Source organism: Marinobacter similis (assembly GCF_000830985.1).
Taxonomy (GTDB): domain Bacteria; phylum Pseudomonadota; class Gammaproteobacteria; order Pseudomonadales; family Oleiphilaceae; genus Marinobacter; species Marinobacter similis.
Genome location: NZ_CP007151.1, coordinates 580,481 through 605,585, shown reverse-complemented (window position 1 = coordinate 605,585; position 25,105 = coordinate 580,481). Strand labels below are relative to the sequence as shown.

Annotated in this window: 13 protein-coding genes and 1 pseudogene; 11 read left to right on the top strand and 3 right to left on the bottom strand. The window is 55.1% G+C overall.

All coding sequences use genetic code 11. The features are described from left to right. The first annotated feature begins 61 nt into the window (after nucleotides 1-61). The 11 genes and pseudogenes from ligA to AU14_RS20400 all read left to right on the top strand — a co-directional run bounded on the left by ligA (nucleotide 62) and on the right by AU14_RS20400 (nucleotide 22,515). Nucleotides 62-2,094, top strand: a pseudogene (ligA, locus tag AU14_RS02700) (NAD-dependent DNA ligase LigA). A gap of 359 nt (nucleotides 2,095-2,453) precedes the next feature. Beyond that, the gene (locus AU14_RS02695) at nucleotides 2,454-4,172 is read left to right on the top strand and encodes an efflux RND transporter periplasmic adaptor subunit (RefSeq protein ID WP_052471945.1); all 1,719 of its coding nucleotides are present in this window, start codon (nucleotides 2,454-2,456) and stop codon (nucleotides 4,170-4,172) included. Continuing rightward, nucleotides 4,172-4,687: a DUF1152 domain-containing protein gene (locus AU14_RS18570; protein ID WP_148312711.1), complete on the top strand. Its 516-nt coding sequence runs from the start codon at nucleotides 4,172-4,174 to the stop codon at nucleotides 4,685-4,687. The genes AU14_RS02695 and AU14_RS18570 overlap by 1 nt, the downstream gene beginning before the upstream one ends. After that, nucleotides 4,687-6,333 (top strand): efflux RND transporter periplasmic adaptor subunit, encoded by a 1,647-nt coding sequence (locus AU14_RS02690; protein WP_052471943.1) that lies wholly within the window; start codon nucleotides 4,687-4,689, stop codon nucleotides 6,331-6,333. Before AU14_RS18570 ends, AU14_RS02690 begins: the two co-directional genes overlap by 1 nt. A 33-nt stretch (nucleotides 6,334-6,366) precedes the next feature. Continuing rightward, entirely contained in the window at nucleotides 6,367-7,767 is a 1,401-nt protein-coding gene (locus AU14_RS18565; RefSeq protein WP_052471942.1) for an efflux RND transporter periplasmic adaptor subunit, read from the top strand. Nucleotides 7,768-7,812: 45 nt separating this feature from the next. Continuing rightward, nucleotides 7,813-9,633: a DUF4347 domain-containing protein gene (locus AU14_RS02680; RefSeq protein WP_041338704.1), complete on the top strand. Its 1,821-nt coding sequence runs from the start codon at nucleotides 7,813-7,815 to the stop codon at nucleotides 9,631-9,633. Between the two features lie 23 nt (nucleotides 9,634-9,656). Next, a complete protein-coding gene (locus AU14_RS02675; RefSeq protein WP_041338700.1) occupies nucleotides 9,657-14,612 on the top strand; it encodes a beta strand repeat-containing protein in 4,956 nt (1,651 codons plus the stop codon). Further along, a complete protein-coding gene (locus AU14_RS02670; RefSeq protein ID WP_041338697.1) occupies nucleotides 14,609-16,438 on the top strand; it encodes an Ig-like domain-containing protein in 1,830 nt (609 codons plus the stop codon). Before AU14_RS02675 ends, AU14_RS02670 begins: the two co-directional genes overlap by 4 nt. Before the next feature lie 6 nt (nucleotides 16,439-16,444). Continuing rightward, nucleotides 16,445-19,540, top strand: a complete 3,096-nt coding sequence (locus tag AU14_RS18560; protein ID WP_052471941.1) for an EAL domain-containing protein — start codon at nucleotides 16,445-16,447, stop codon at nucleotides 19,538-19,540. A gap of 192 nt (nucleotides 19,541-19,732) precedes the next feature. Next, the gene (locus tag AU14_RS20405) at nucleotides 19,733-20,791 is read left to right on the top strand and encodes a hypothetical protein (RefSeq protein WP_236744332.1); all 1,059 of its coding nucleotides are present in this window, start codon (nucleotides 19,733-19,735) and stop codon (nucleotides 20,789-20,791) included. Between the two features lie 95 nt (nucleotides 20,792-20,886). Continuing rightward, nucleotides 20,887-22,515 carry a hypothetical protein gene (locus tag AU14_RS20400; RefSeq protein ID WP_236744331.1) on the top strand — a complete coding sequence of 543 codons (1,629 nt, stop codon included), beginning with the start codon at nucleotides 20,887-20,889 and terminating at the stop codon, nucleotides 22,513-22,515. Here the strand turns inward: AU14_RS20400 and AU14_RS02650 are convergent. The 3 genes from AU14_RS02650 to mnmD form a co-directional block, all read right to left on the bottom strand. Next, nucleotides 22,512-23,144 carry a CBS domain-containing protein gene (locus AU14_RS02650; RefSeq protein WP_041338694.1) on the bottom strand — a complete coding sequence of 211 codons (633 nt, stop codon included), beginning with the start codon at nucleotides 23,142-23,144 and terminating at the stop codon, nucleotides 22,512-22,514. The genes AU14_RS20400 and AU14_RS02650 overlap by 4 nt on opposite strands. Nucleotides 23,145-23,211: 67 nt before the next feature. Next, the gene (mnmC, locus tag AU14_RS22570) at nucleotides 23,212-24,204 is read right to left on the bottom strand and encodes an FAD-dependent 5-carboxymethylaminomethyl-2-thiouridine(34) oxidoreductase MnmC (protein ID WP_269079092.1); all 993 of its coding nucleotides are present in this window, start codon (nucleotides 24,202-24,204) and stop codon (nucleotides 23,212-23,214) included. Beyond that, nucleotides 24,201-25,103, bottom strand: a complete 903-nt coding sequence (gene mnmD, locus AU14_RS22565) for a tRNA (5-methylaminomethyl-2-thiouridine)(34)-methyltransferase MnmD (protein WP_269079091.1) — start codon at nucleotides 25,101-25,103, stop codon at nucleotides 24,201-24,203. The genes mnmC and mnmD overlap by 4 nt, the downstream gene beginning before the upstream one ends. Nucleotides 25,104-25,105 lie beyond the last annotated feature (2 nt).

Genomic DNA, 25,105 nt, shown 5'->3' with positions numbered 1-25,105 from the left:
GAGTAACGAATGATGCCCGGAGTATTCCGGGCATTTTTTTGACAGTTGAGAGCGCAACCCCATGAGTAAAGCCACGCCCGAGGTGATCCAGCGGGTCGAAGAACTCCGGTCTTTGATTGAGGAGCACAATTATCACTACTACGTGCTGGACGATCCAAGCATCCCGGATGCCGAATACGACCGGCTGTTTCGTGAATTGCAGGCCCTGGAAGCGGAGTATCCCGAGCTGGCCTCGGAAGATTCGCCTTCGCGTCGGGTGGGGAGCAGTGCTGAAACCAGTTTCGAAGAGGTTGTTCACCGCATTCCCATGTTGTCGCTGGATAACGCCTTCAGCGAGGACGAGTTGCGCGATTTTGATCGCCGTGTGCGCGAGCGCTTGGACGCCGTGGAAGACATCGAGTATGTCTGCGAGCCAAGCTCGATGGCCTTGCGGTCAGCCTGCATTATGAGCAGGGCCGGCTGACAAAAGCCGCGACCCGGGGTGACGGCTATGCCGGCGAAGATATCACTGCCAATATCCGCACCATTCCATCGGTTCCCTTGAAACTGCGAGGCGAGGGCGTTCCCGACCTGGTTGAGGTCCGGGGTGAGGTTTACATGCCCAAGGCCGGGTTCGATAAGCTTAACAAGCGGCTGGTGGATCAAGGTGAGAAAACGTTCGTAAATCCCCGAAATGCAGCGGCGGGCAGCCTGCGACAGAAAAAATCCACGATCACGGCGAAGCGACCGCTGGAGATGTGCGCCTACAGCGTGGCGGTGGTTGATGAGCGTGATCTTCCGGACAATCACTGGGCTGGATTGCAGCAGGTGAAAAGCTGGGGCTTCCGCATCAACCCCGAAATGCGCAAGGCCCGTGGCGTCGAGGAATGCCTTGAGGCCTACACCAAACTTATGGAAAAGCGCGATTCACTGCCTTATGAAATTGATGGCATCGTGTTCAAGGTCGATCGGCTGGATCTGCAACAAAAGCTCGGTTTTGTGTCCCGGGCACCGCGCTGGGCCATCGCGCATAAATTCCCGGCGCAGGAAGAACTCACCGTCATCGAAGATGTTGAATTCCAGGTCGGCCGTACCGGTGCTGTTACCCCGGTGGCGCGTCTTAAGCCAGTCTTTGTCGGGGGCGTGACCGTAAGCAATGCCACCCTGCACAACATGGACGAAATTCGACGCCTCGATGCCCACATCGGCGATACCGTTTTCATACGGCGAGCCGGTGACGTCATTCCCCAGGTAGTTAAAGTGGTGCCGGAGAAGCGACCTGAAAACGCTCGCGAGGTCGTTCTGCCTGAACATTGCCCGGTGTGTGGTTCCGATGTCGTCCAGATCGAGGGCGAAGCAGTCGCCCGTTGCTCCGGTGGACTTTATTGCCCCGCCCAGCGCAAGGAAGCCATCCGCCACTATGCCTCTCGAAAGGCTCTCGATATCGAGGGTCTGGGTGATAAGTGGATCGACATCCTGGTCGGGCACGAACTGGTGGAAACCGTTGCCGACCTATATCGCTTGAAGAAGCAGGATCTCGTTGGCCTTGAGCGAATGGGCGACAAGTCGGCCAGCAATCTTATCGCGGCCATTGACCGGTCCCGTCAGCCGGTGCTTTGGAAATTCCTGTACGCCCTCGGTATTCGTGAGGTGGGTGAGGCGACGGCGAAGTCACTGGCATCGTACTTTGGCACGCTTGAGGCGATAGCCAGCGCGGATGAAGAGGCGTTGCAGCTGGTGCCTGATGTCGGGCCCATCGTCGCCGGGCATATTCGCAGTTTCTTCGAGCAACCTCACAACCAGGAAACCCTGGAAGCTTTGAAGGATGCGGGCGTGCAATGGCAGGAAGAGGTCATCGAAGAATCTGAAAAGCCTCTTCAGGGCGAAACCTGGGTGCTGACCGGGACCCTGTCTGAGATGACCAGAGACGAAGCCAAGGAGAAGCTGGAAAGCCTTGGCGCCAAGGTGTCCGGTAGTGTCTCCAAGAAAACCGCGTGCGTGGTGGCAGGTGAGGCGGCTGGTTCAAAGCTCTCCAAGGCCGAGCAGCTTGAAGTGCCGGTGCTAAATGAAGCCGGCTTGCTGGCGTTGCTAAGACAACATGCCAAGAACTCTTAAAATTGGTCGCCCCGAGGGGATTTCGGCCCCGCGGGCAGTCAAATTTTAGTTTTGGGACGTGATCCGCAGATTCATGTGTACGGTTGAGATACACTTGGACACAAAATAAACAGGAAAAATATAAGTTTTGGGTGATAATTGCAGGTAATTCAGCGGAAGAATTACTTATGCCCATTAGCATACTCACACCGTCTAGGCGTGCAGATAAGAGCTCCCAAGAACAGGACGTCCACGGACCTATAGAGGCACGTGCATTTAACCGGGGGAAGGCGAATACCTCCGACCACGGGGGCGTGGATCTAAGCTCCTCCGCTGTTTCGGTTGAATTGGCCCGGAAATGGCTGGCTTGGCAGTGCCGGATGGTTACCGGCATTATCCGCGGCGCACTCTATTTGCCGGAAAATCCCAAGCGTCTCGGTGCTTCTGTTTCCTGTTGGCCAGAGGAGGGTGAGGGTGAATCTCTCCTGGCAGATGCCGCCGCCCAAGCACTGGCCGACAAGCGCAGCGTAGTTCGCTCGCAACAGCGTTACGGGCCTGAAAAACAGCGTGCTTGTGAATTAATAGCCTGCCCATTGATGGTTGGAAATAAGCCCGTCGCGGTCGTTGCAGTCCTGATCTCACCTCGCTCTGTGGCCCAACAGCATGCTGTATTGCAGTTGCTTCAATGGGGTGGCCTGTGGATGGAAACGCTGGTGCAACAGCGTTCCATTGCACAGCGAGAATCGGGCACCTTTGCCCTGACTGCAATGACAGCTATTCTCCGCCATTCCTCCTCTCATGCAGCGGCGATTGAAACAGTCAATCAGCTAGCCAATCAGTTCGGATGCGAACGAGTCAGTATCGGTTTTCGTCAGGGCCTGCCTATTCGCCTTCAGGCTTTATCACATGTCAGCAGTTTTGATCCACGTACCCAACTCGTGCGAAGAATAGAAGCAGCCATGGAAGAGGCTGTGGATCAAGACTTAACCGTGGTTCTACCGGCTATTCCCATTCAGGATTCTGTTGTCTCTCGCGCCCATGCTGAATTGGCCAATCAGAAGCAAAGTGCTTCTGTTTGCACAATCCCGCTACGAGGTCGATCAAAGGTTATCGGGGCTATCACCCTGGAGCGAGAGGCTAATCAACCTTTTGACAAGGCTACGGTTGCGCTGTGTCAGTCTCTGGCTGCTGTGGTGGGGCCAGCGCTTGAATGGAAGCGGCAGGAGGATCGTTCCTCTTGGTCTAAAGGCATTGAGGCGTTGCATGAATTAGCCGCTAGCGTTTTTGGCCTTTCATTTATGAAGTCAAAATTGGTGATGCTCACGGCGTCGGTATTGCTCAGTGTTTTGTCGTTGGTGGAAGGGACCTATGAGATGGCTTCGGCCGCCAGCATCGAAGGCGCTGTTCGTCAGGTCTTGGTGGCACCGCAAACTGGCTATGTGAAACGCGCGGAGGTGCGTGCTGGCGACTTGGTCAAGAACGGCCAGCTGATGGCCTTACTAGACGATCGAGATTTGCAACTTGAGCGTCAAAAATGGCAGGGCGAATACAACAAACTCCAAACCGAGTATCAGCAGGCGTTGGCGGACAGCGAACGGGTTACCCTCAGCGTCTTGCGCGCCCAGCTGGACCAGGTAAACGCCGAAATTCAGCTTGTTGAAGAAAAGATAAAACGTACTCAACTGCGTGCGCCTTTCGATGGCGTTGTGGTTAGTGGTGATCTGAGCCAATCGGTTGGGGCACCGGTTGAGACCGGCCAGGTACTCTATGAAGTTGCGCCGCTGGAAAGTTATCGCGTGGTGCTGGAAGTGGAAGAGCAGGATGTGGCGGGCGTGGAAAGGGGCAAGCCCGGACGTCTTATCATATCGGCCTTACCACAAACCGCTTTCGATGTTGTCATTGATCAAGTAGTGCCAGTTGCTGTCTCCAGTGAAGCGCGAAACTTTTTCCGGGTGGAGGCGTCGCTAGATCAGCCCGCGCCTATGCTGCGCCCGGGCATGCGGGGGGTGGCCAAGGTTGATATGGGGCAACACAGCTTGCTCTGGATCTGGACGCACTCAATCGTTGATCGAGTCCGTCTCTGGCTCTGGGCGGTCTGATGGCAGAACAACAAGTGAACGCAGCATCCTTAAACCCACATTGGCCTTTGCTCGCCAAGCTGCGCCCCAAGCTCCGTAAGCATGTAACAACCCATTCCCAGCAATACCGTGGCGAGCGCTGGTACCTTTTGCGTGATCAATCCAGTAATCGTCATATGCGTTTCAGCGCGCCGGCTTACGAGTTTATTGGTCGACTCGACGGCGAGCTCACGGTTGAAGAAATCTACCACAAGGTAGAACAAATTCTGGGTGAGGATTCGCTGACTCAAGATGAAATCGTTCTGATATTGACTCAGCTGTTCGCAATGGATCTGCTGCGAAGTGAACTGCCGACGGAAGCAAAAGAGTTCTTTAACCGGTTTCAGAATGAGCGTCGTCTTCGCAGGCAACGTGCCGTCGTGAATCCGTTGTCGATACGCATTCCGTTGCTGGATCCAGACGCTATTCTGAATCGATTCATCCTTGGATCCGCCCAGTTTTTTCTCGAGCCGGTATCGTTGTTTGGATCCTCCTAGTGGGTTTAGCTGGTTTGCTAGGGCTGGTAAATATTCCTGAAATCAGCTCCTCAATAAGTCGGGATATCCTCCTGCCGGCCAACCTTGTTCTCATGCTGCTGACTTTTGTGGTTATCAAAGTAGTGCATGAATTTGCTCACGCCTTCGCGGTGAAGATGTGGGGAGGCGAAGTGCATGAAATGGGGATCACGCTCCTGGTCTTTGCTCCGGTTCCGTATGTAGATGCATCTGCCGCCTGGGAGATACGCGACAAGTACAAACGGGCGTTGGTAGGGGCGGTAGGTGTGCTGGCCGAGTTGTCACTTGCTGCACTGGCATTGATTGTATGGCTGGCGGTTGAGCCCGGCCTGGTGCGCGATGTGGCATTTAACGTCATGTTAATCGGCACGGTTTCGACCCTACTGTTCAATGCCAACCCGCTGTTGCGATTTGATGGCTATTACGTCCTTCAGGACCTCGCAGAAATTCCCAATCTTTATGTCCGTTCAAGCCGTTACTACCTTTATCTGATCCAGCGTTATCTCTTTGGCATTGAGACAGCTCGCTCCCCGGTGACGGCCGAAGGCGAGGCGGCCTGGTTTGCTGTGTATGGGTTGGCCGCTTTTTTCTATCGGCTGTTTATCTTGGCCGTCATCGTTCTGTTTTTGGCGGAAGAGTACCTATTCATTGGGATCGCCTTGGGGGCCTGGGCGATGGGGACGCAGCTGTTTCTGCCGCTCTATCGCGGTGCCCGCTTTCTGATCGAAGGACAGATGTTGGTTGGGCGGCGTGCACGGGCCACTTCCGTTTCCGTCTTAGTAGTCGGTGGTCTTAGCGCTATCTTGTTGCTGATGCCGATATCGCTTACCAGTCACGCAGAAGGTGTTGTCTGGGTAAATGAGCAGGCCCTGGTGTATAGCGGTGCAGAAGGGTTTGTGGAGGAGTTGTTGGTTAAGTCCGGAACACCGGTGGAGGCCAATACACCGCTGGTTCGCATGAGCGCTTTTTCACTGGAAGCCCAAATTTCGAAACTGGATGCTCGTCGCCGAGAGTTGCAAATTCGTGGTGCCGCCGAGCGTATGAGGCAACGTGTGAAATCTGAGCTGATCCGTTCAGAGTTGCTTTCGGTCGAAGCGGAATTGGCAATGCTGAAAGCACAGCGGGACGCACTGATCGTGCGTAGCAAAGTGGCGGGTGTGTTTGTACTGCCCGATGAAAGCAGGTTTGCCGGAAGTTATCTGCGTAAGGGGGAGTTGATCGGGTATGTAATCAGCCCGGAGCGTCTGATTGTGAGGGCGGTAGTGCCGCAATCAACTATAGGATTGGTGCGCCAACAGATCTCCCAAGTTCAAATCCGTGTTGCTGAAAGGCCGATTGAGACGGTGACGGCCGAGGTTATCAGGGAGACTCCAGCTGGCAGCAGGGTGTTGCCGAGCCGAGCCCTGGGTACTGCTGGCGGTGGTGCAATTGCCGTAAAGATGACGGATAGCGGCGGAACAAGCGCGGCCGAAGAAGTCTTTCAGATCGATCTGGCGTTACCCGAGAATTTCGGTGTAACTGGGGTAGGTGAGCGCGCTTACGTGCGCTTCGATCATGGTGCTGAGCCTTTGGCCAGCCAATGGTTTCGTAGTGGTCGCCAGTTGCTGTTGAGCAGGCTGGATTTCTGACCTTCCAAGGACATGTAGCGAGTGAGTCAACCAATGAAAGGAAAAACACGGAAGTCGCTCCTGCTCGCTCTGATAACTAATTCTGTTGTCAGTGCTCATGCAAACGAAAGTCCGAGGGAATCGGTTGATGACGCCATTCCCGTTCAAGATTGTGTCATGCAGCCCAGTGAGATTGTTGATGTGGGAAGCGCAATCCCGGGAGTTGTGGAAGCCATTCACGTCTATCGCAGTGATCGCGTGAAGAAAGGCACAGTCATCGTCGAGCTTGAATCCAGTGTGGAGCGAGCCTCTTTAGAGCTGGCCAGGATTCGCGCCGGTATGGATACGGCAATAGAGTTACGCCAGGAGGGCGCGCGGTTTGGCTCACTTACTCAAAAGCGTAAACAGGAACTGTTACGCAAGTCCGCCATCTCCCAGCACGATGTGGACCAATCGGAAACGGAAGCGCGCATTGCAGAATTGCAGGTTAGGCACGAGCAAGATAAGAAGGCCATTTCAGAGCTTGAATACCACCGAGCACAAATGATTCTGGGACAGCGTAGTATTCGTAGCCCGGTTTCGGGCGTGATTATGGAGCGCTTTAAGTCGGTGGGTGAGTTTGTGGAAAATGATCCACTGGTCCGTGTTGCTCAACTAGATCCCCTGCATGTGGAGGTTATCGTGCCGGTGGACTACTGGGGTCGTATCCTGCCGGGTATGCAGGCGGAGGTGACTACTGGTTTGGGGGTCGCTGGCGAATACCGGGCAACGGTTGAACGAGTCGATCGTGTCGCTGATGCTGCCAGTGGTACCTATGGTGTTCGTTTAAGCTTGCCCAATCCCGATTACGCGATTCCTGCTGGTTTACGGTGTCAGTTAAGTTTCCTACCACAATCTTTGCATGAACCTGCACAGATTGTTGATGCGACAGAGCCCACCTTGCCAGTCGAGGTGACTAACGAGTATCCGACAGAGGTCTGTTACAGCGTTGGCCCTGTTAAGGATGAAAGTACGGCTCAAGTGCTTGCTGAGAGGCTTGAACAAACCACTGAAAAACTCCGGTTACGCTCAGCCAGTAACAATGTAATTGCGGGTTATAGGGTTCTTGCACTTGAACAGCCCAATTCTCAGGGGACCAAGCGCTTACTTTCCCTTCTTGATAAAGCGGGTATTAACGATCGATTCGTTCTAGCGCAAGGCGAGAATAAGGGCCGTTTGGCTCTCGGTTATTTCCGCACGCGTGCGTTCGCAGATCAACGCCAGGAAGGGCTTGCGCTGAAGGGCTTCGAAACGGAAATCCTGCCCCATACCAAAGACGTTGATCAATATTGGCTCGATGTAGCTCTAACTGGTGAACCTGATCTTTTCGACCAGTTAGAGAGCATCACCGCATCCCTTGTGTCGCCGGCCGCTTTCAAACCGATGGCTTGTTACCCTGAATTGGCCAATCGTTAAGTTCAGTCTTGACGAGAAGGGGTCTTAAATGGAGTTAGGCGCCTGATGGATAAAAAACAGAAACGACGCGTAGCGCCAACCATCGAGGCTCTTGAGCCCCGGGTGCTGTTTTCGGCGGATTTGTTTGGCGGGGCCGCTGACAACCCTGCTACGGACGATTCTCTGGCGACGCTGCTTGATGACACCGCCGCAGTGCTCGAAAAGCATCGTGCTCAGCTAGAGAGCGAACAGAGTCACATCGCACCCTCGGAACCACCCACCCAGGAAGGCGAATCAACTTCGCCTGTGGCTGAAAGCGCTATTCGTACGGAGCTGGTCTTTGTTGATACCGATACTCCCAACTACCAGCAACTCGTCGATGACATCTTATCGGAAGGCAACGACAACCGCAGCTTGGAAGTAATTCTGCTCGATAATAACCGCGATGGCATCGAGCAGATCACCGCCGCCTTGCAAAACTATCAGGCTGTAGACGCAATCCACCTTATTTCTCACGGCTCAGATGGCAACGTTGATCTCGGCAACACGCAGCTCAATAACGAGAATCTTTTTTTATATCAAAATCAGCTGCAATCCTGGGCCGAATACCTGGATCCCGACGCAGATATTCTTTTTTATGGTTGTGACCTGGCAGAAACCGAGGTGGGGCGATCGCTTATCGATGGCCTCGCCGCCCTGACCCTGGCCGATGTGGCAGCTTCCGATGACCTCACCGGACACGAAAGCATAGGTGGAGACTGGGATCTGGAATATGAAACTGGTGACATCGAAACTATTGTAGCCATAAGCGAGAGGCAGCAGGGTCAGTGGCATAACATTCTCGCCAATGCTTCGCCGGTACTGGCTGGCGCTAATGACCTGACGTCGATCAATGAGGATCCGGTCAGTAACGACGGCACGTTGGTCTCTGCCTTGATCGCGGGCCAAGTGACCGATACCGACAGCGGCTCGTTGGAAGGCATTGCGGTAACGGCAGTCGGCGATACCAACGGCACCTGGCAATATACGACGGACGGTGGCACCAATTGGTTTGCTTTCGGGGCAGTAGACTCCTCGAATGCCAGACTTTTGGCAGCAGATGCCAATACCTCGGTACGTTTTATGCCGGATGCGAACTGGAATGGCACTGTTACCAATGGAATAAGTTTTCATGCCTGGGACCAGACGAACGGCACGGCTGGTGGCACCGCCGACCTGAGTGCTTCTGCCACGGTGCGCGATGAATTCACCTTGGTCGGTTGGGGAAATGACGATGGCTCGGCAACTTGGTCCGGCGCCTGGGTCGAAAACGAGGCGGGAGGTCTGGGAGCAGACAAGGGTAACCTGCAAGTCAGGGGCGGACAGTTAATAGTCAATGCCGCGGTTATCGGAGACAATATCTATCGCGAGGTCGATATCAGCTCAGCGACATCCGCCACGTTGACCTATGCGTATGATTCCAGCTCGATGGCCAAGGGCGAGGTATTGCTGCAGGTTTCCGGCGATGGGGGAATCAGTTTCACCACTCTGCATACCTTTTCCTCCGTCAATAGCGGGATCGGAACCGGCTCGTTTGACATTAGCAGCTACATCGCCACCGACACGCAGATACGCCTGTATGTCAACGACGGAGCGGCATCTAACCGTACGCTTTACCTGGATGATATCCAGATCGAATACGGTTCTGCCGGTGTGGGTGGAAGCACGGCCTACAGCGCCGACCCGGCTAGCAGCAGCGTTACCGTCAACGCCTATAACGATGCGCCCGTGGTCACAGCCCCGGGCAGCTCCCTTGCCGCCACAGAGCAGACCAGTCTGAGCATTGAAGGCACCGGCTTCAGTGTCAGTGATGTTGACGAGGCGGGCGCGGGGCCACGGCTACCCTGACTGTAATTGAGGGAGTTCTGACGGTGGCCGCCGGGGATTCAGGCGTTACCATCAACAGCGGCAACAGCACCGGTACAGTCACCCTTAGCGGCAGTATCGCCCAAGTCAATAACCTGCTGACCGGCGCCGGTACCGGCACCATCACCTATCTGAACGGCTTGGATAATCCGTCGGGCAGCACAACGCTCACTGTCACGGTAAACGATGGCGGTAATTCCGGGAACGATCCCGGTACATCGGGCACCGCTGCTACCGAGGAAGGCAGTAACAGCGTTCTGATCAACATCACGGCCGTCAACGACACCCCAATCGACCTTATAACCACATCGATTTCACAGAGTGGCATCAGTCTCAATGAAGACGGCGGTAACGATACTTATCTTTTAGCAGACAACGGACTGCCAAGCCCACTTAGCCAGTTCACGTTTGAAGTGCAGTTCGAAGGAAATACCTTCTCTAACGAAGTGCCTTTCATCTCGTACAACACCTCATCAGGCGACGTGCTCACCATCAACACGATGGCAAACAACACGCTTGAGCTCGATATCGGAACAGGCGCTGTCGCGTTTTCCAGCGCGATCGATTACAACGCGACCCTGATGGACGGTCAGAGGCACACCCTGTCTGTGAGTTGGGATAATACCGCTGGAGACTGGAGCATCTACATAGATGGCGCGTTGATAGATAGTGGTACAGGTTTATCGACAGGCCAAACGATCCCGACTGGTGGAACGCTGATGTTTGGCCTTGAGCAGGACAGCATCGGCGGCACTTTCGAGTCCCATGAATACTTTAACGGAGAGCTTTATGATATCCGGCTCTTCGATGGTGTACGTACAGCCACCGAAGTTGCGACGCACTACAATCAGACGCTGCCCAGTAACGAAGCCGGCATGTTAGCTAACTGGATATTCGACAACCTTTCCAGCAGTGGCAGGATCGTCGAAAGCGTCAGCGGTAACAACCTGACCGTGCAGCACGCCAGCGGCACCGGATTCTCGCCAAGCTACCCAGAACTGGTCCTATCCGTGTCGGAAACTACTGCCAATGGAACCGTGGTCGGTACGCTATCGACCATTGATCCTGACAGTGGTGACAGCTTTACTTACACACTTCTTGATAGCGCAGGTGGGCGTTTCGACATCGATTCGGTGAACGGCAACATCACGGTTCTGAATGCCTCGCTGATCGATTATCAGACAGTAACATCACATAATATTACCATCGAGGTCACTGATGCAGGCGGGCTGACTTACAACGAAATTTTCACTATCCAGGTAGTGCAAGACAAAAATGAGGCACCTGTCGGAGCCGCAATAGAGAAAACGGCACTGTCATATACCGAAAATGATGGCGCGGTACCGATCACTTCTACGTTGGCTATCAGCGATGTGGATAATACGCACATTCAATCGGCCGTCGTGCAATTTACTGCAGGATACACCGGTAGCGAAGACGTCCTGAGTTTCAGAGACCAAAACGGCATTACCGGTTCCTTTGACGCGACCACGGGAATCTTGACGCTGACCGGTAATGCCACGCTGGGGCAATATGAAACGGCGCTCCGCTCGATCACCTACAGCAATAGTAGCGAGAATCCGAACACAACAACTCGTACGGTGAGCTTTACCGTAAACGATGGCAATGCTAACAGCCATGCGCAGACTCGTGATATTGCTATCACTGCGGTCAACGATTCCCCGACGTTGGCCACGAACAATGGAACGACCGTGGCCGAGGGTGGTCAGGTAACGATCACCTCGACAATGCTGAACGAAGGTGATCCGGACGATGCCGGAACCGGGCTTACTTATACGGTGACCAATGGACCCACCAACGGCCAACTGGAACTGACGACCAATTCCGGCGTGGCGATCACTTCGTTTACCCAGGATGACATCGACAACAACCGTCTGATTTTTGTCCACAATGGGACGCAGGCGACAACGGACTCGTTTGATTTCTCACTGGCCGATGGAGGTGAAGACGGAGCGACGCCCGCCGTCGGCGCCTTTAACTTCAACGTGACCAATGTTAACGATGCGCCGGTGCTCACCGGGGCAAATGACCTTGCCGTTATCAACGAGGATCCGGCCAATAATGATGGCACATTGGTCTCGGCTCTGATCAGTGGTCAGGTAACCGATAGTGACAGTGGCTCGGTGGAAGGCATCGCGGTGACCGGTGTCGACGACACCAACGGCACCTGGCAATACACCACTGACGGCGGCACCACCTGGACGGCATTTGGCACAGTGGATACGGCCAACGCGCGCCTGTTGGCCGCCGATGCCGACACCTCAGTGCGTTTCGTACCGGACGCGGATTGGAACGGCACGGTCACCAACGGCATCAGCTTCCATGCCTGGGATCAGACCCGCGGCACCTCTGGTGTCACCGCCGACCTGACCACCGGTGTGGGCGGCAGTAGTCCGTTCAGCGCTGACCCAGCCAGCAGCAGTATCACTGTAACGTCGGTGATCGATATTGTCGGTGACAGTCTCACCACGAATGAAGATACCGCGATCTCGGCCAACGTTTTGACTGGCACCAACGGCGCCAGCGCCGACAACTTCGAAGGTACGCCGACCCTGACTGCTGTGACCAACGGCAGTAACGGAACCGTCAGCTTCCGGGGTGACGGCACCGTCACCTACACGCCGAATGCAAACTTCACTGGCAGCGACTCGTTCACCTACACCATCACCTCGGGTGGGGTGACCGAGACCGGGACTGTGACGGTGACGGTTAATGCCGTGACTAATCTGACGGCCCAGGACGACAGCTTCACGCTCGACGAAGACGCCACGTTCACCGGCACGGTTGCGAGCAACGACAGCACCACCAGTGGCGGGTTGCTGAGCTACGCATTGGCAACCGATGTCAGTAACGGCAGCCTCAGTTTCAATGCTGATGGCAGCTTCACGTACACCCCCACGGCCCACTATCACGGCAGTGACAGCTTCACCTACACCGTGACCGACAGCGGCAGCGGTGAGAGCTCGACCCAGACCGTTGCCATCACCGTCAACCAGGTCGACGATGCCGGCACCTTCGGGGGCGATGTCTCGGCGACCACCAGTGAAGATACCGCCACGTCCGGCACGGTGACCTTTGCCGATGCTATTGATGGCTACACCGCCAATAATTTTGCTCTAACCAGTGGTGCAGGTAACGGCACGGCTGCCATCGATGGCAATGGCAACTGGACGTACACCCCGAGTGCGAATTACACCGGTGCCGACAGCTTTGTGGTGCAGGCCACCGATGACGATGGCAATGTCGAAACCCAGGTGATCAACATCACGGTCAACGCCGTGCTCGATCTCACGGCTCAGGACGACAGCTTCACACTCAACGAAGACGCCACGTTCACCGGCACGGTTGCGAGCAACGACAGCACCACCAGTGGCGGGGCGCTGAGCTACGCGCTGGCGACCGATGTCAGTAACGGCAGCCTCAGTTTCAATGCTGATGGTAGCTTCACGTACACCCCGACAGCCCACTATCACGGCGGTGACAGCTTTACCTACACCGTGACCGACAGCGGCAGCGGTGAGAGCTCGACCCAGACCGTTGCCATCACCGTCAACCAGGTCGACGATGCCGGCACCTTCGGGGGCGATGTCTCGGCGACCACCAATGAAGAAACCGCCACGTCCGGCACGGTGACCTTTGCCGATGCTATTGATGGATACACCGTCAATAATTTCGCTCTCACCAGTGGTGCAAGTAATGGCACTACGGCCATCGATAGCAACGGCAACTGGACGTATACCCCGAGTGCGAACTACAGCGGTGCCGACAGCTTTGTAGTGCAGGCCACCGATGATGATGGCAATGTCGAAACCCAGGTGATCAACATCACGGTCAATGCCGTTACCGATCTGACGGCCCAGGACGACAGTTTCACGCTCAATGAAGACGCCACGCTCACCGGTACAGTTGCGAGCAACGACAGCACCACCAGTGGTGGTGCGCTGAGCTACGCGGTCAATACCGGTGTCAGCAACGGCAGCCTCAGTTTCAATGCTGATGGCAGCTTCACGTACACCCCCACGGCCAACTATCACGGCGGTGACAGCTTTACCTACACAGTCACAGATGCCGGCAGTGGCGAGAGCTCGACCCAGACCGTTGCCATCACCGTCAACCAGGTCGACGATGCCGGTACCTTCGGGGGCGATGTCTCGGCGACCACCAATGAAGATACTGCCACGTCCGGCACGGTGACCTTTGCCGATGCTATTGATGGATACACCGCCAATAATTTTGTTCTAACCAGTGGTGCAAGTAACGGCACTGCGGCCATCGATAGCAATGGCAACTGGACGTACACTCCGAGTGCGAATTACAGCGGTGCCGACAGCTTTGTGGTGCAGGCCACCGATGATGATGGCAATGTCGAAACCCAGGTGATCAACATCACGGTCAACGCCGTGACTGATCTGACGGCCCAGGACGACAGTTTCACGCTCAACGAAGACGCCACGCTCACCGGTACGGTCGCCAGCAACGACAGCACCACCAGTGGTGGAGCGCTGAGCTATGCGGTCAATACCGGTGTCAGTAACGGCAGCCTGACCCTCAATACCAACGGCAGCTTCACGTACACCCCGACGGCCAACTATCAAGGCGGTGACAGCTTTACCTACACCGTAACCGACAGTGGTAGCGGTGAGAGCTCGACGCAGACGGTTAGTCTGACCGTTAACCAGGTCGACGATGCCGGCACCTTCGGGGGCGATGTTTCGGCGACCACCAATGAAGATACCGCCACGTCCGGCACGGTGACCTTTTCCGATGCTATTGATGGATACACCGTCAATAATTTCGCTCTTACCAGTGGTGCAGGTAACGGCATTGCTGCCATCGATGGCAATGGCAACTGGACGTACACCCCGAGTGCGAACTACAGCGGTGCCGACAGCTTTGTGGTGCAGGCCACCGATGATGATGCAATGTCGAAACCCAGGTGATCAACATCACGGTCACTGCCGTGACTGATCTGACGGCCCAGGACGACAGCTTCACGCTCGACGAGGACGCCGTTCTCACTGATACGGTTGCTGCCAATGACAGCACCACCAGTGGCGGGGCGTTGAGCTACGCGCTGGCGACCGATGTCAGTAACGGCAGTCTGACCCTCAATACCAATGGCAGTTTCAGCTACACGCCCACCGCTCACTATCATGGCCCTGACAGCTTCACCTACACCGTTACCGACAGTGGTAGCGGTGAGAGCTCGACTCAGACAGTCTCCATCACCGTCAATTCCGTCGATGATCCGGTCACCATCAATGGCAACACCACTGGCGCGGGCAATGAGGACACCACCATCAGCGGAACGTTGACGGCCAGCGACAATGCCGACGGCCTGACTGATGGCACCTATTTTACGGTCTCAACCGATGGGACCAACGGCACGGCCAGCATCGATCCGGCCACTGGTCTGTGGAGCTATACACCAACAGCTGACTTCAGCGGCAGTGACTCGTTTACCGTCACGGTCACTGACGATGATGGCTACACCGACACCCAGGTAATCAGCGTCATCGTGACCCCGGTGGTCGATATAGTTAATGACACTCTGATCACGGATGAGGATACGCCGATCACGGCCAACGTGTTGACCGGCACCAACGGCGCCAGCGCCGACAACTTCGAGGGTACGCCAACTCTAACCGCTGTGACCAACGGCAGTAACGGAACCGTCAGCTATCAGTCTGACGGCACCTTCACCTACACGCCGGATGCAAACTTCAACGGCAACGATTCCTTCACCTACACCATCACCTCGGGCGGAGTGACGGAGACCGGAACCGTGAATATTACGGTCAACGCCGTTAACGATCTGCCGACCGGCGCGGTGACCATTTCTGGCATCGCAATGCTGGGTGAAACCCTGACGGCCGCCAACTCACTGGCTGATGCAGATGGTATGGGGCCTGTTACCTACACCTGGAAGGCCGACGGAATAGAGGTGGGAAAAGGCACGACTTATACGCTCACTGAGTCAGAGGTGGGTAGGGTCATTACTGTCGAGGCAAGCTACAAAGACCAGGACGGTGGGAATGAGCTGATGACCTCTGGTACTGGAGTGGTTGCAAGAGAGCCATTAACGCCGCTCAGCCCACAACCTGTATCAGAATATGAACTGGAACCAGAAGCTGAGTCTGAACCGGAGCCAGAAGCAGACCTCGAAATAGCGTCAGAGGCAGAACCTAACTTTGCCCGTGAGCCAGAGATTGAGCAAACGGAAGAAGCCGTAACAACTGGTGCTGAACAATTGGCACCGATTAATGACGAAATTCTGGCCCAGGTGTTGGCAACTGAGCCTGCGGCACGCGATAGCTACCAGTACGAGGCTAAAAGCTATAACCCTGTCCCACCAAAATTTATTGACCTGCTGAGCCTGGATCTGGCGCCTTTCGAACCTGATAGCAATGAGATTGGTGATCTGGCCTGGCTAATGGACAACGCGTCTTTTTCTGATGGGCTCGATGACATGAAGCGAGATCTTGATGAAGCTGCTGCAGCAACAGCCAATCAGGAGAAGATGAGAGCGGAGGTTCTGCTGGGCGCAACGGCAGGGCTTTCAGTGGGTGTTATCAGTTGGGTGCTTCGGGCGGGATCGTTGATTGCCGGGTTTATGTCTATCGCGCCATTGTGGCGGCAGATTGACCCAATTCCTGTGCTTGGAGAAGAGGATCAGGAAAAAGATGCTCAGCATGCGGAGAGCGAAGCAGAGAACGAGGTCGAACAGATCTTTTCAAGAGAGGATTCCAGCCGTCAGGGCGGATAATTATTTATGAGACGATTCCTTAAATCACCTTTGATCCGAATCAGCTTCAGCCTGACACTGCTTACCGTTTCGTTACTCCTTGTCGCAGATGTGCTTGGTCTGATTCCTGATACACGCCATGCCCAGATTGAATCCAGGAAAATGGTCGCTGAATCGTTAGCCATTCAGATATCGAACGAAATTTCCAATGGGCGAGTAAAAACTATTGAGCAGATACTGCAATCGGTGGTTGATCGGAATGAAATCGTCAATTCAATCGCTGTTCGTAAGAACAATAACGAGTTGCTCGCCGAGTTTGGTGGTCATGAGCAACACTGGAGCCTGAAAACAGGTGATAAATCTACGGCCACACAGGTTCTGGTGCCTCTGTTTAAGGGGGAAGTTCGCTGGGGCAATGTTGAAATTGTTTTTTTTGATTTGGATGGCGGCAGCGGCCTGCTTCCTCTGAAAAACTCGTACCTTGGTATTATTTTATTTGTTTCATTGGGTGGGTTTCTGGTTTACCTGCTGTTTTTAAAGCGGGCATTGCGCGAACTGAACCCTGATGCGGTCATACCCGATCGGGTAAGCAAGGCTCTGGACACACTGTCTGAGGGGCTTCTGATCGTGGATCAAAAAGGCTTTATTGTTTTTGCGAATTCGGCATTTTCAGAAAAAATCCGAATGAAACCCGATGCTTTGCTGGGCAAAGCTATTTCGAGTTTCAGCTGGCAGAGTCATGGTGAGGGCGGTGATAACTTCGAGCGGCCTTGGGTGAATGTACTGGCTGGTGAGGTGTTAGCCGGCAGTGTGACGATGAAACTCAAAAATGACCTTGATGAAGTTTTTATCCTCACGGTCTATGCCTCGCCGATTACGGCAACCGAAGGGAAAATTCGAGGGGTATTAATTACCTTTGATGATATTACGGAAATAGAAGCGAAGAATGAGGCTCTGAATCGTGCATTAATGGAGTTGGAGCATAGTCAGGGCGAAATATCACGGCAGAATCAGGAACTCCAGTGGCTAGCTGCTCGTGACCCATTGACCGGCGCATTGAATCGGCGCTCTTTAACTCATCATATGGACGCCTTGTTCGATGAGGCCCGTCGGGAGGGCAGTGAGTTCAGTTGTATCATGGTTGATATTGATCACTTCAAGTTGGTCAATGACCGATACGGACATCCGATTGGTGATGAGACGATAAAATTGCTAACTCACATCCTGACAGAATGTTCGCGTTCCGGTGATCTGGTCGGAAGGCTGGGAGGTGAGGAATTTGTGGTCGTTCTTCCAGATACGGATATCAATGCGGCTGCTCAAATTGCAGAGCGAATGCGTTCAACCGTTGAAGGATGGGATACCTCTGAGATCCATTGTGAGTTGCATATCACCTCAAGTTTTGGGGTTTCCGCGTTGTCGAAGGGCGCTTCAAGTGCTCCTGACCTACTGTCAAAAGCCGATAAAGCGCTGTATGTAGCAAAGGAAAGCGGGCGAAACCGTGTGATTTGTTGGAACGGGGCCGAGAACGAAGAGAGCGCCAGCTTGGCGACGCCGGCGCCGCACAAGGGCACGCTAAACCATGATGAACCATCAGGAGGGCAGAGTACCGTGCCTACCGCGCTTCCGGCTCTTGGTAAGGAGGCTTTATCGGAGTTTTCGGCAAACGAGAGCTTGGGAGAAGCATCCTTAAATGGCACTGGCGCCGGTGATCATTCGAGTAGCGCCTTACTTCTGGATCGTATTGAGCAAGGTATGAAAAGGGCACGGCGGGATGAAACCCAAATTGCTGTACTGCTAATGAATGTTGATACCTTACAGCGTGTAAAGGACACATTGGGTTTTGCGATAACAGAGAAATTAGCCAACAAGATTCTTACGCGCTTAAAACAGACCCTAAGGTCTACTGACACTGTCGCTATTTGTTCGCAGGAGGGACTATTTTTCACAGTATCCCGTCTGGGTGGTAATGAAATTGCGCTGGTGCTGACCGATCTGGAACGGCCTGAAATAGTTACAAGTATATTGAAGCGTATTTTCCTGGAATTTAAAAAGTCGATTACCGTTGAAAGTAATGAAATCTATTTGAACATAAATGTTGGTATTAGCCTGTTCCCTCAGGATGGTGAAGGTGCTGAATTATTGCTCAGAAACGCAAGTGGCGCGATGCGGGAAGGTAGAAGAACCCACGGGGATAACAACTTTCGATTCTATGCGGAAGAGATCAATCAGCGTGCCAAGAAACAGATCCAGTTAGAAGCTGAGTTACATCGTGCGTTAGAGCATGACGAGTTAACCGTCTACTACCAGCCTAAGATCGACTTGAGAACTGGCGAGATCAAGAGCATGGAAGCGCTAGTGCGGTGGCAGCATCCTTTATTAGGACTGGTGCAGCCGAGCGAGTTCGTTCCTCTCGCCGAGCAGGCTGGGTTGATTGAGATGCTGGATCGCTGGGTAATCCGCTCTGTATGCCGGCAAATCAGCTTTTGGCAGAAAGCGGGCTACGGCACCCTTCCTGTCGCAGTGAATATATCTCCATATGAGTTCAGAGTTTCGGATCTTGCCGAGCAGATTATCGCGATCGTGGATGAATTTGGCATACCGGCCCGAGCGCTTGAAATAGAAATTACGGAAACAGCGGTTATGCAGAGCATGGATGCTGCGGAGTCCGTTCTGGAAAAACTCAGCTCCGCCGGTATGAGGATTTCATTGGATGATTTCGGAATTGGATACTCATCACTAAGTTACCTCAAACGGTTTCCAATCAGCGTGATAAAAATAGATCGCTCGTTTATTGCGGACTTTCTTCAGGATTCAAGTGATGCGGCGATCGTTAGCGCAATTATTGCCATGAGTCATAGTCTAGATATTCGGGTGGTGGCAGAAGGCGTGGAAACGGAAGAGCAGCTGCGCTTCTTGCAGGATCTCCATTGCGATGAAGTGCAGGGATATTTGTTCAGTAGACCGGTGTCACAAGAGATCATGGATGAGCGTTTGGCCAAGCCTTCAAATATCCGGCGGATGGTACTCGATAACGAGGTGAGTTATCGAAGGCTAACGGATAGTCAGGCAGTAGCGTCAGGTATGATAGGTATTGTGAATGACTACTCAGCAAAAGCGTAAGTTAATTTTGTTCCTTTAAAACCCCTCGAATTTCTGGTTTTTGGACGCTGGCTGGCGGAAAAATCTGAGAACTCGCGCAGCTCCCCTGTACTTCAAATTGGCTACCATGGCGTTGTTCTGTAACGGAGTGTAAGTGGCTTTCAATCGAGAGCCAGGGCACCCGATAACAACAACGTTAAAACGGATTTTTCCATGCGCGCCGATATAGTCTCCCGCACTGGTTCCGCCAGCCGCCTCCTCGTGACGCTCGTTTTTGCTTCGGCCCTGATTGCCTGCAAGACCGAAAAAGACCCCGACGACCCCACCATTATTGGAGTGCCGCCGGCAGAAGCCTATCTCGGCGTAGAGTACTACTACAACTTCGGCGCCTATGGCGGCGAGGACATCCTCGATTACACCCTTACCAACGCGCCATCCTGGCTTGCCCTCGAAGAAACAAGCAATAAAGCTCGTCAGGGCATCATCATGCGAGGCGTCCCTGGGCTTAGTGGGGGCAGTCGGGGCGAAGCGGATCTGGGGCGTCAGCTGGGTATCAACCTCGTGAGCACCGACGGGAGCATGTCGGGTGTGCAACCGTTTGATATCGAGGTTAGATACAACGCTCTATCGCTTGAAAACGACACTTTCACGGAGGGGCAGAGTTCCGATAGTGGTGCGGATACTGGAACAGAAACTGACGATGAGCCGGAAGAGAACGACGGGTTTTGTGACGTCCCAAAACTGGACACTCCAGGCGAACACAGTTTTACCGTAAACCAGTACGCTGAGGATGGTTCGGTTTCAGGCACCAAGACCATCACCGCCGAAACTCAGCCGGTTCTGGTGCGAGTTCTACTCGATCAACCGTCCGTCACTCGGGTGGCGGTGGCCTTTGAGCTCACGTCCGAGTACAACCCGGCCAGCTGCGACAAGGATCCTGATACCGATTACCTTCCGCCCCATCAGCGTTGTGATCACAGCAAGGCCAACGAGGCCGATGCCACCGTCGGTCATGACATAGTCGCGTTGGGTAGCAACAGTCAAACCCGTCTGGAAGAGCTGGACTACCTGGTATATCAGCAGGACGAGTCCGGCACCTACAGCCGTGGCGTAGTAACGCTGGAGCCAGGCATTACCGAGTGCTATATCCGCCTGGAAGTCATTGACGATTCTTTCCCGGAGAAGCAGGAAACTGCCAAGCTCAAGCTCACCGAAGTGCGCTCAGGCTGGCGGGCCTGGGCCCCAATAACAAAGAAGCCGATACCTCTCTGAAAATTGATGACAATGAGCCTCTGGTCAGCATTCAGACCGAAGATGGGGACGCGCGAGATGCCCTGAACGTTGGCGATGCACGGGAGTACCTGGCTGTGCTGACGGGGGACCGGGACGAGGTGATTCTGGCCAGACTTCAGGAAACCAAGGAGTCCGACGCAGAGCTGGGGGCTGGTGTAGTCACCGAGCGCTGGAGTAATGGCCGGTGGGTGCCTTCCGATGAGCTGGAGTTTCCTGTTGGCGTCAACGAAGTCAGGTTCCGCATCCGGGTTCCGGAGGGCAGCTATTCCAATTCGGAACTGGACGACCGGTTCCTCCTGCTCGGCCTTGATCAGAAGTATCAGGCAGGCCGGGAAAACTACGCTCGTGCGGTTGACGGAGGTATCCTGAGAGTGAGCTTCAACGAGCAGGTTAAAGCCCTAGCATTGCATCAATCCGACGGCTTTGTCGCGACCGACCTCGATGTTTCTCACCAAGGGCGGATCTTCGTCGCCGGATATGACAGCCTCAGCAGCGATCGAGTGAGGGTCAGGGTTTACGATCAGAAAGGCAGTGAACTGCAGGATATTCTGATTTCCAGCCCCAGTGACACTCTGTCACAGCCAAAGCCGTTGATTGCCACCGTCAAGCGAGAGGTAGCCAAGGATAAAGGGAAGGTCGACCGTTTCGAATTTGTCGTCTCCTACAGCACTGATTCGGCCGTTTCGGGCACCGCCGCCCAGGGTGGAGTGGATATCGTGACGTCCAGGTATTGGTTTGATGAGGAGTCCAACGGTGGTGAGTATGTTGCGAACTGGACCATTCGAACCGGCACCAGTGCCGACGACCAGGTACGGTCAGTGCAAATGAATTCCGATAGTGGCTACGTACTGATCGCTGGGGAAACAGTGGGCACCTGGCCCAATCAAACTAACGCCGGCGGTACGGACAGCTTCCTGCAACGCATCGATACGCAGCAGGATGGAGCCAACGAAGTTCCCAAGGTTGCGTGGACTCGCCAGGTCGGCTCGTCGGCCAACGAGTCTGTGGTCGGCGCCGCCTCGCGCTCAGTGGCGCCGCTGCTCTTCGGGTCCGTGGCCGGTTCGGTGAATGGCGAACCGGTATTGGGCGGGGTGGATGCTTTCTATTACAGCACAACCTCAGGCGAGCGCGGGCTAGCCGTGTTCCAGGTTGGCTCGGAGGCCGATGATCCGCTCACGGATGCCATCTACGAAGGTAATCAAATGTGGCTGCTCGGCACCACGGCCGGCAGCTATCGGCTGCTGAAAGACGAGGGCGGCAATCGCAGCCTGGAGCGTGGGCCCCTAAACAGTCAGGCCGGCTTCCTTTTAGCTTACACCACCACCGGCCTGATCAGACGGGCGTTCACCCTCAACGATGGGGATGATCAGTCGGACGATCGTCTTACGCTGCTGTTGGCGTTTGACGACGATATGGTGGTCGGTGGGTCTACGGACGGAGGGTTCGATGGGGACACCGCAGTGGTCGATGGAGATCAGGGTGTTTTGGCCAGGGTATCTCTGGTTGAGGAAGATTCAGAATCTGATAGCGAGGAAAAGCCCCACGACAACGAATGGCGTTACCAGTTGCCTAAAGGTGACTCAGAGATTGTCGCCCTCGCCAATTATCGCGATGATGAAATCGCGGCTCTGACTCGGATTGGCAGTGATTGGTTAGTGCTGGTGTTCAGTCCGGAGGGCCAGCTGCTTTCAGCGCTGGACTAAACAGCGCCCTCATGCCTGCTGGCGCTGGCATAAAGTCTCAGGTAATCGGTGCTCGTCACGATGCCTGAGGCTTTACCGTTTTGGTCTACCACCAGGGCAGCATTCAACTGGTGTGCGAGCATCAGTCTGGCCAGTTGATGGGCGTCCGTTTCCGGCGACGCAGTGAGAAACGCAGGCAGTTCCACATGGACCAGGTTCTGGTCGAAGGCGTTGGCGCGATTGCGGTGTAACCAATCGAGGAGCCAGCGGAGGTCAACCAGGCCTGCAATGTTGTCTTCGGCTGTGATGACGAGGTGGTGCACGCCGTGTTCTTCCATGAGAGCCATGGCATTCGAGATGGTAGATTTGGCCGGCACCGAGTACAGGGAGGGGGAGCAGATCATCGACACCGGCAGGTAGGCCCGTTCCGCTCTGGGCTCTGCCGCCGCCGTGGCGCCATATTCCTCCAGCGCCCGATGCCGTCCCGAGTTGGCGGCCTGCTGAAACTCCGCGTCCGTTGCTTCGCTGTGGCTGGGGTTAATGGCATGGCCTTCGGTCAGCTCCGTAACATCGTTCACCCGCCGTGCCCGGAAAGCTTCCGGAAGGCGGGTCCCGATTGGACGGCCTGGCTCACTGACGAAGATGGACATGAATCGGAATCCCCAAGTTCTATACTGGCAATAGTCACTTATCGGCCGTGAGGCCCATTACTGTAGTTTACCCTGAATTTGATTCCGGTTTTTCCACTTGGTGCAGGCGCCGGCTCGCCACCCGGCGCATCAGGTGTGATGGCAAGCATTGTGGTTGGTTTGACAGTCGATCCGCCAGGTATTCCGCAAGTAGGGGGGCATAGGTAAGTCCCTTGCTGCCCAGCCCAGTAAACATGAACAGGTTCGGGCTTACATGGCCCTCAGAGTCGCACAGTTCATCGGCCACAGGCTGATAGTCGTGGGTTGCGCAGCGGAAGCTGACTCGTCCTTCAACGGATTCTTCGAGCCCCTCTTTGTTCTCTAGAATGCCCGGCAACAGGTCGGTCAGCTCTTGCAGGTTCTGTTCGTGGCTGGCCACGGTGGGATCGGGATTGTCATCGCGCAGGTCAAAAGTGGCGCCAACCACAGCCACACCGTCATGGGCGGGATTCAGGTAGCGAGGGCCGCAAATCACGGATCGAGGGCTCGTCAGGGAGTGTGATTCCAGGTGAGTGACCTGACCACGAATCTTCTTGAGACGGAACCGGCCCGAAACCGGCAACAGTGATGGGGTATGATGGCCGGCGCAAATCACCACGCGATCTGCCAGGATCTCTGGCCCGGTCGCGGGCTTTATGGCCCAGGCGTTGGTAAGTCGTTGCAGTTGCTGAACGTCAGTCTGGAACTGCTGGCGGATCAGGGGGTGTGCCGCAAGCTCCGCACACAGCTTTGCCGGCTCCAGCCAGCCACTGCCTGGAAACCAGAGGCCGCCGGTTTGGGTCGGAACGCCGGTCAGTTGCTCAGCCTGCTGCTGGTCTACTGGATAGAAGATGTCCGCCGGGTAAGTGTTCCTGTTCAGGAAACGTCGCTGACGGTCCTGTTCCTGTTCGCTCCAGGCCAGCTGTAGCAATCCGGTAGGATGCCAATACTGATCGCGGAAGCGGTTGTAAAAGCGCTGAGTAAAGCACAGCGCGGTCAGTGCCAGCTCCGTTTGATCGTTGAATTCGACTCCCAGTTTCACATAGGTCGCACCCTGAAGGTTCCCGGAGCGCCCGCGCCAGGTCCTTTGGCCGAGTCGATCAGCGTTACCGGAAGGCCGCGCTCGGCAAGGTTGCGGGCGAGCAGGCAGCCGGCGATGCCAGCGCCGATGATCGCAACTGAATTCGCTGGCTGATCTGGGTCTGACGGAGTCTCAGCCGGTAGGCTGCCAGCAAGCATGTCTCGTTTGCGCCCGAAGCCCGGCGAGATGTTCATGGTGAAGCCGGCACTTTCCAGTGCCCGCCGAACTCGGCTCACCGAGGTAAACGTGGCGAGTGTCGCGCCCGGTTTGCTGTGACCTCTGATCATCGCAAGAGCCTGATCCTGCCACATGTCCGGATTACAGGCCGGGGAAAAACCGTCCAGGAACCAGGCGTCGGCCTTGAACTGGAGAGCCTGCCAGGCTTCACAGACATCGCCCAGGTAAAGCGTTAGCCGAACTCGTCCGCCATCCAGCAGAATGCGATGCGCGCCGCGGGTCATCGGTGGATACTTGTCAGCCAACTCGGCTGCCAGTGGCGCCAATTCCGGCCATAAGGCAAGGGCCCGAACCAGGTCGTCCCGTTGCAGGGGAAAGCGCTCTACTGACACAAAATGGAGCGTGGCGGACTGATTGGTCGCATGCTCCCGCCACGCCTGCCAGGTGGTGAGGAAATTAAGCCCGGTTCCGAACCCGGATTCGGCGACCACAAAGCTGCCACCCGCTGGAACCGACGTAAACCGTTCAGAAAGCCGGTTGGGGCGAAGAAACACATATCGGCTCTCGGCCAGTCCGTCCTCACGATTGAAATAGACGTCCCCGAACCGGGTGGATTCCGGGACACCGTCCTGCCAGGTCAGTTCAGCGGTCTCGATACTGGGTGAGAGCAACTCGTCGGGCATGG

Coding starts and splice junctions, on each gene's coding strand:
- AU14_RS02695 (WP_052471945.1), top strand. CDS start 2,454: ATGGTTACCGGCATTATCCGCGGCGCACTCTATTTGCCGGAAAATCCC.
- AU14_RS18570 (WP_148312711.1), top strand. CDS start 4,172: ATGGCAGAACAACAAGTGAACGCAGCATCCTTAAACCCACATTGGCCT.
- AU14_RS18565 (WP_052471942.1), top strand. CDS start 6,367: ATGAAAGGAAAAACACGGAAGTCGCTCCTGCTCGCTCTGATAACTAAT.
- AU14_RS02680 (WP_041338704.1), top strand. CDS start 7,813: ATGGATAAAAAACAGAAACGACGCGTAGCGCCAACCATCGAGGCTCTT.
- AU14_RS18560 (WP_052471941.1), top strand. CDS start 16,445: ATGAGACGATTCCTTAAATCACCTTTGATCCGAATCAGCTTCAGCCTG.
- AU14_RS20405 (WP_236744332.1), top strand. CDS start 19,733: ATGCGCGCCGATATAGTCTCCCGCACTGGTTCCGCCAGCCGCCTCCTC.
- AU14_RS02650 (WP_041338694.1), bottom strand. CDS start 23,144: ATGTCCATCTTCGTCAGTGAGCCAGGCCGTCCAATCGGGACCCGCCTT.
- mnmD (WP_269079091.1), bottom strand. CDS start 25,103: ATGCCCGACGAGTTGCTCTCACCCAGTATCGAGACCGCTGAACTGACC.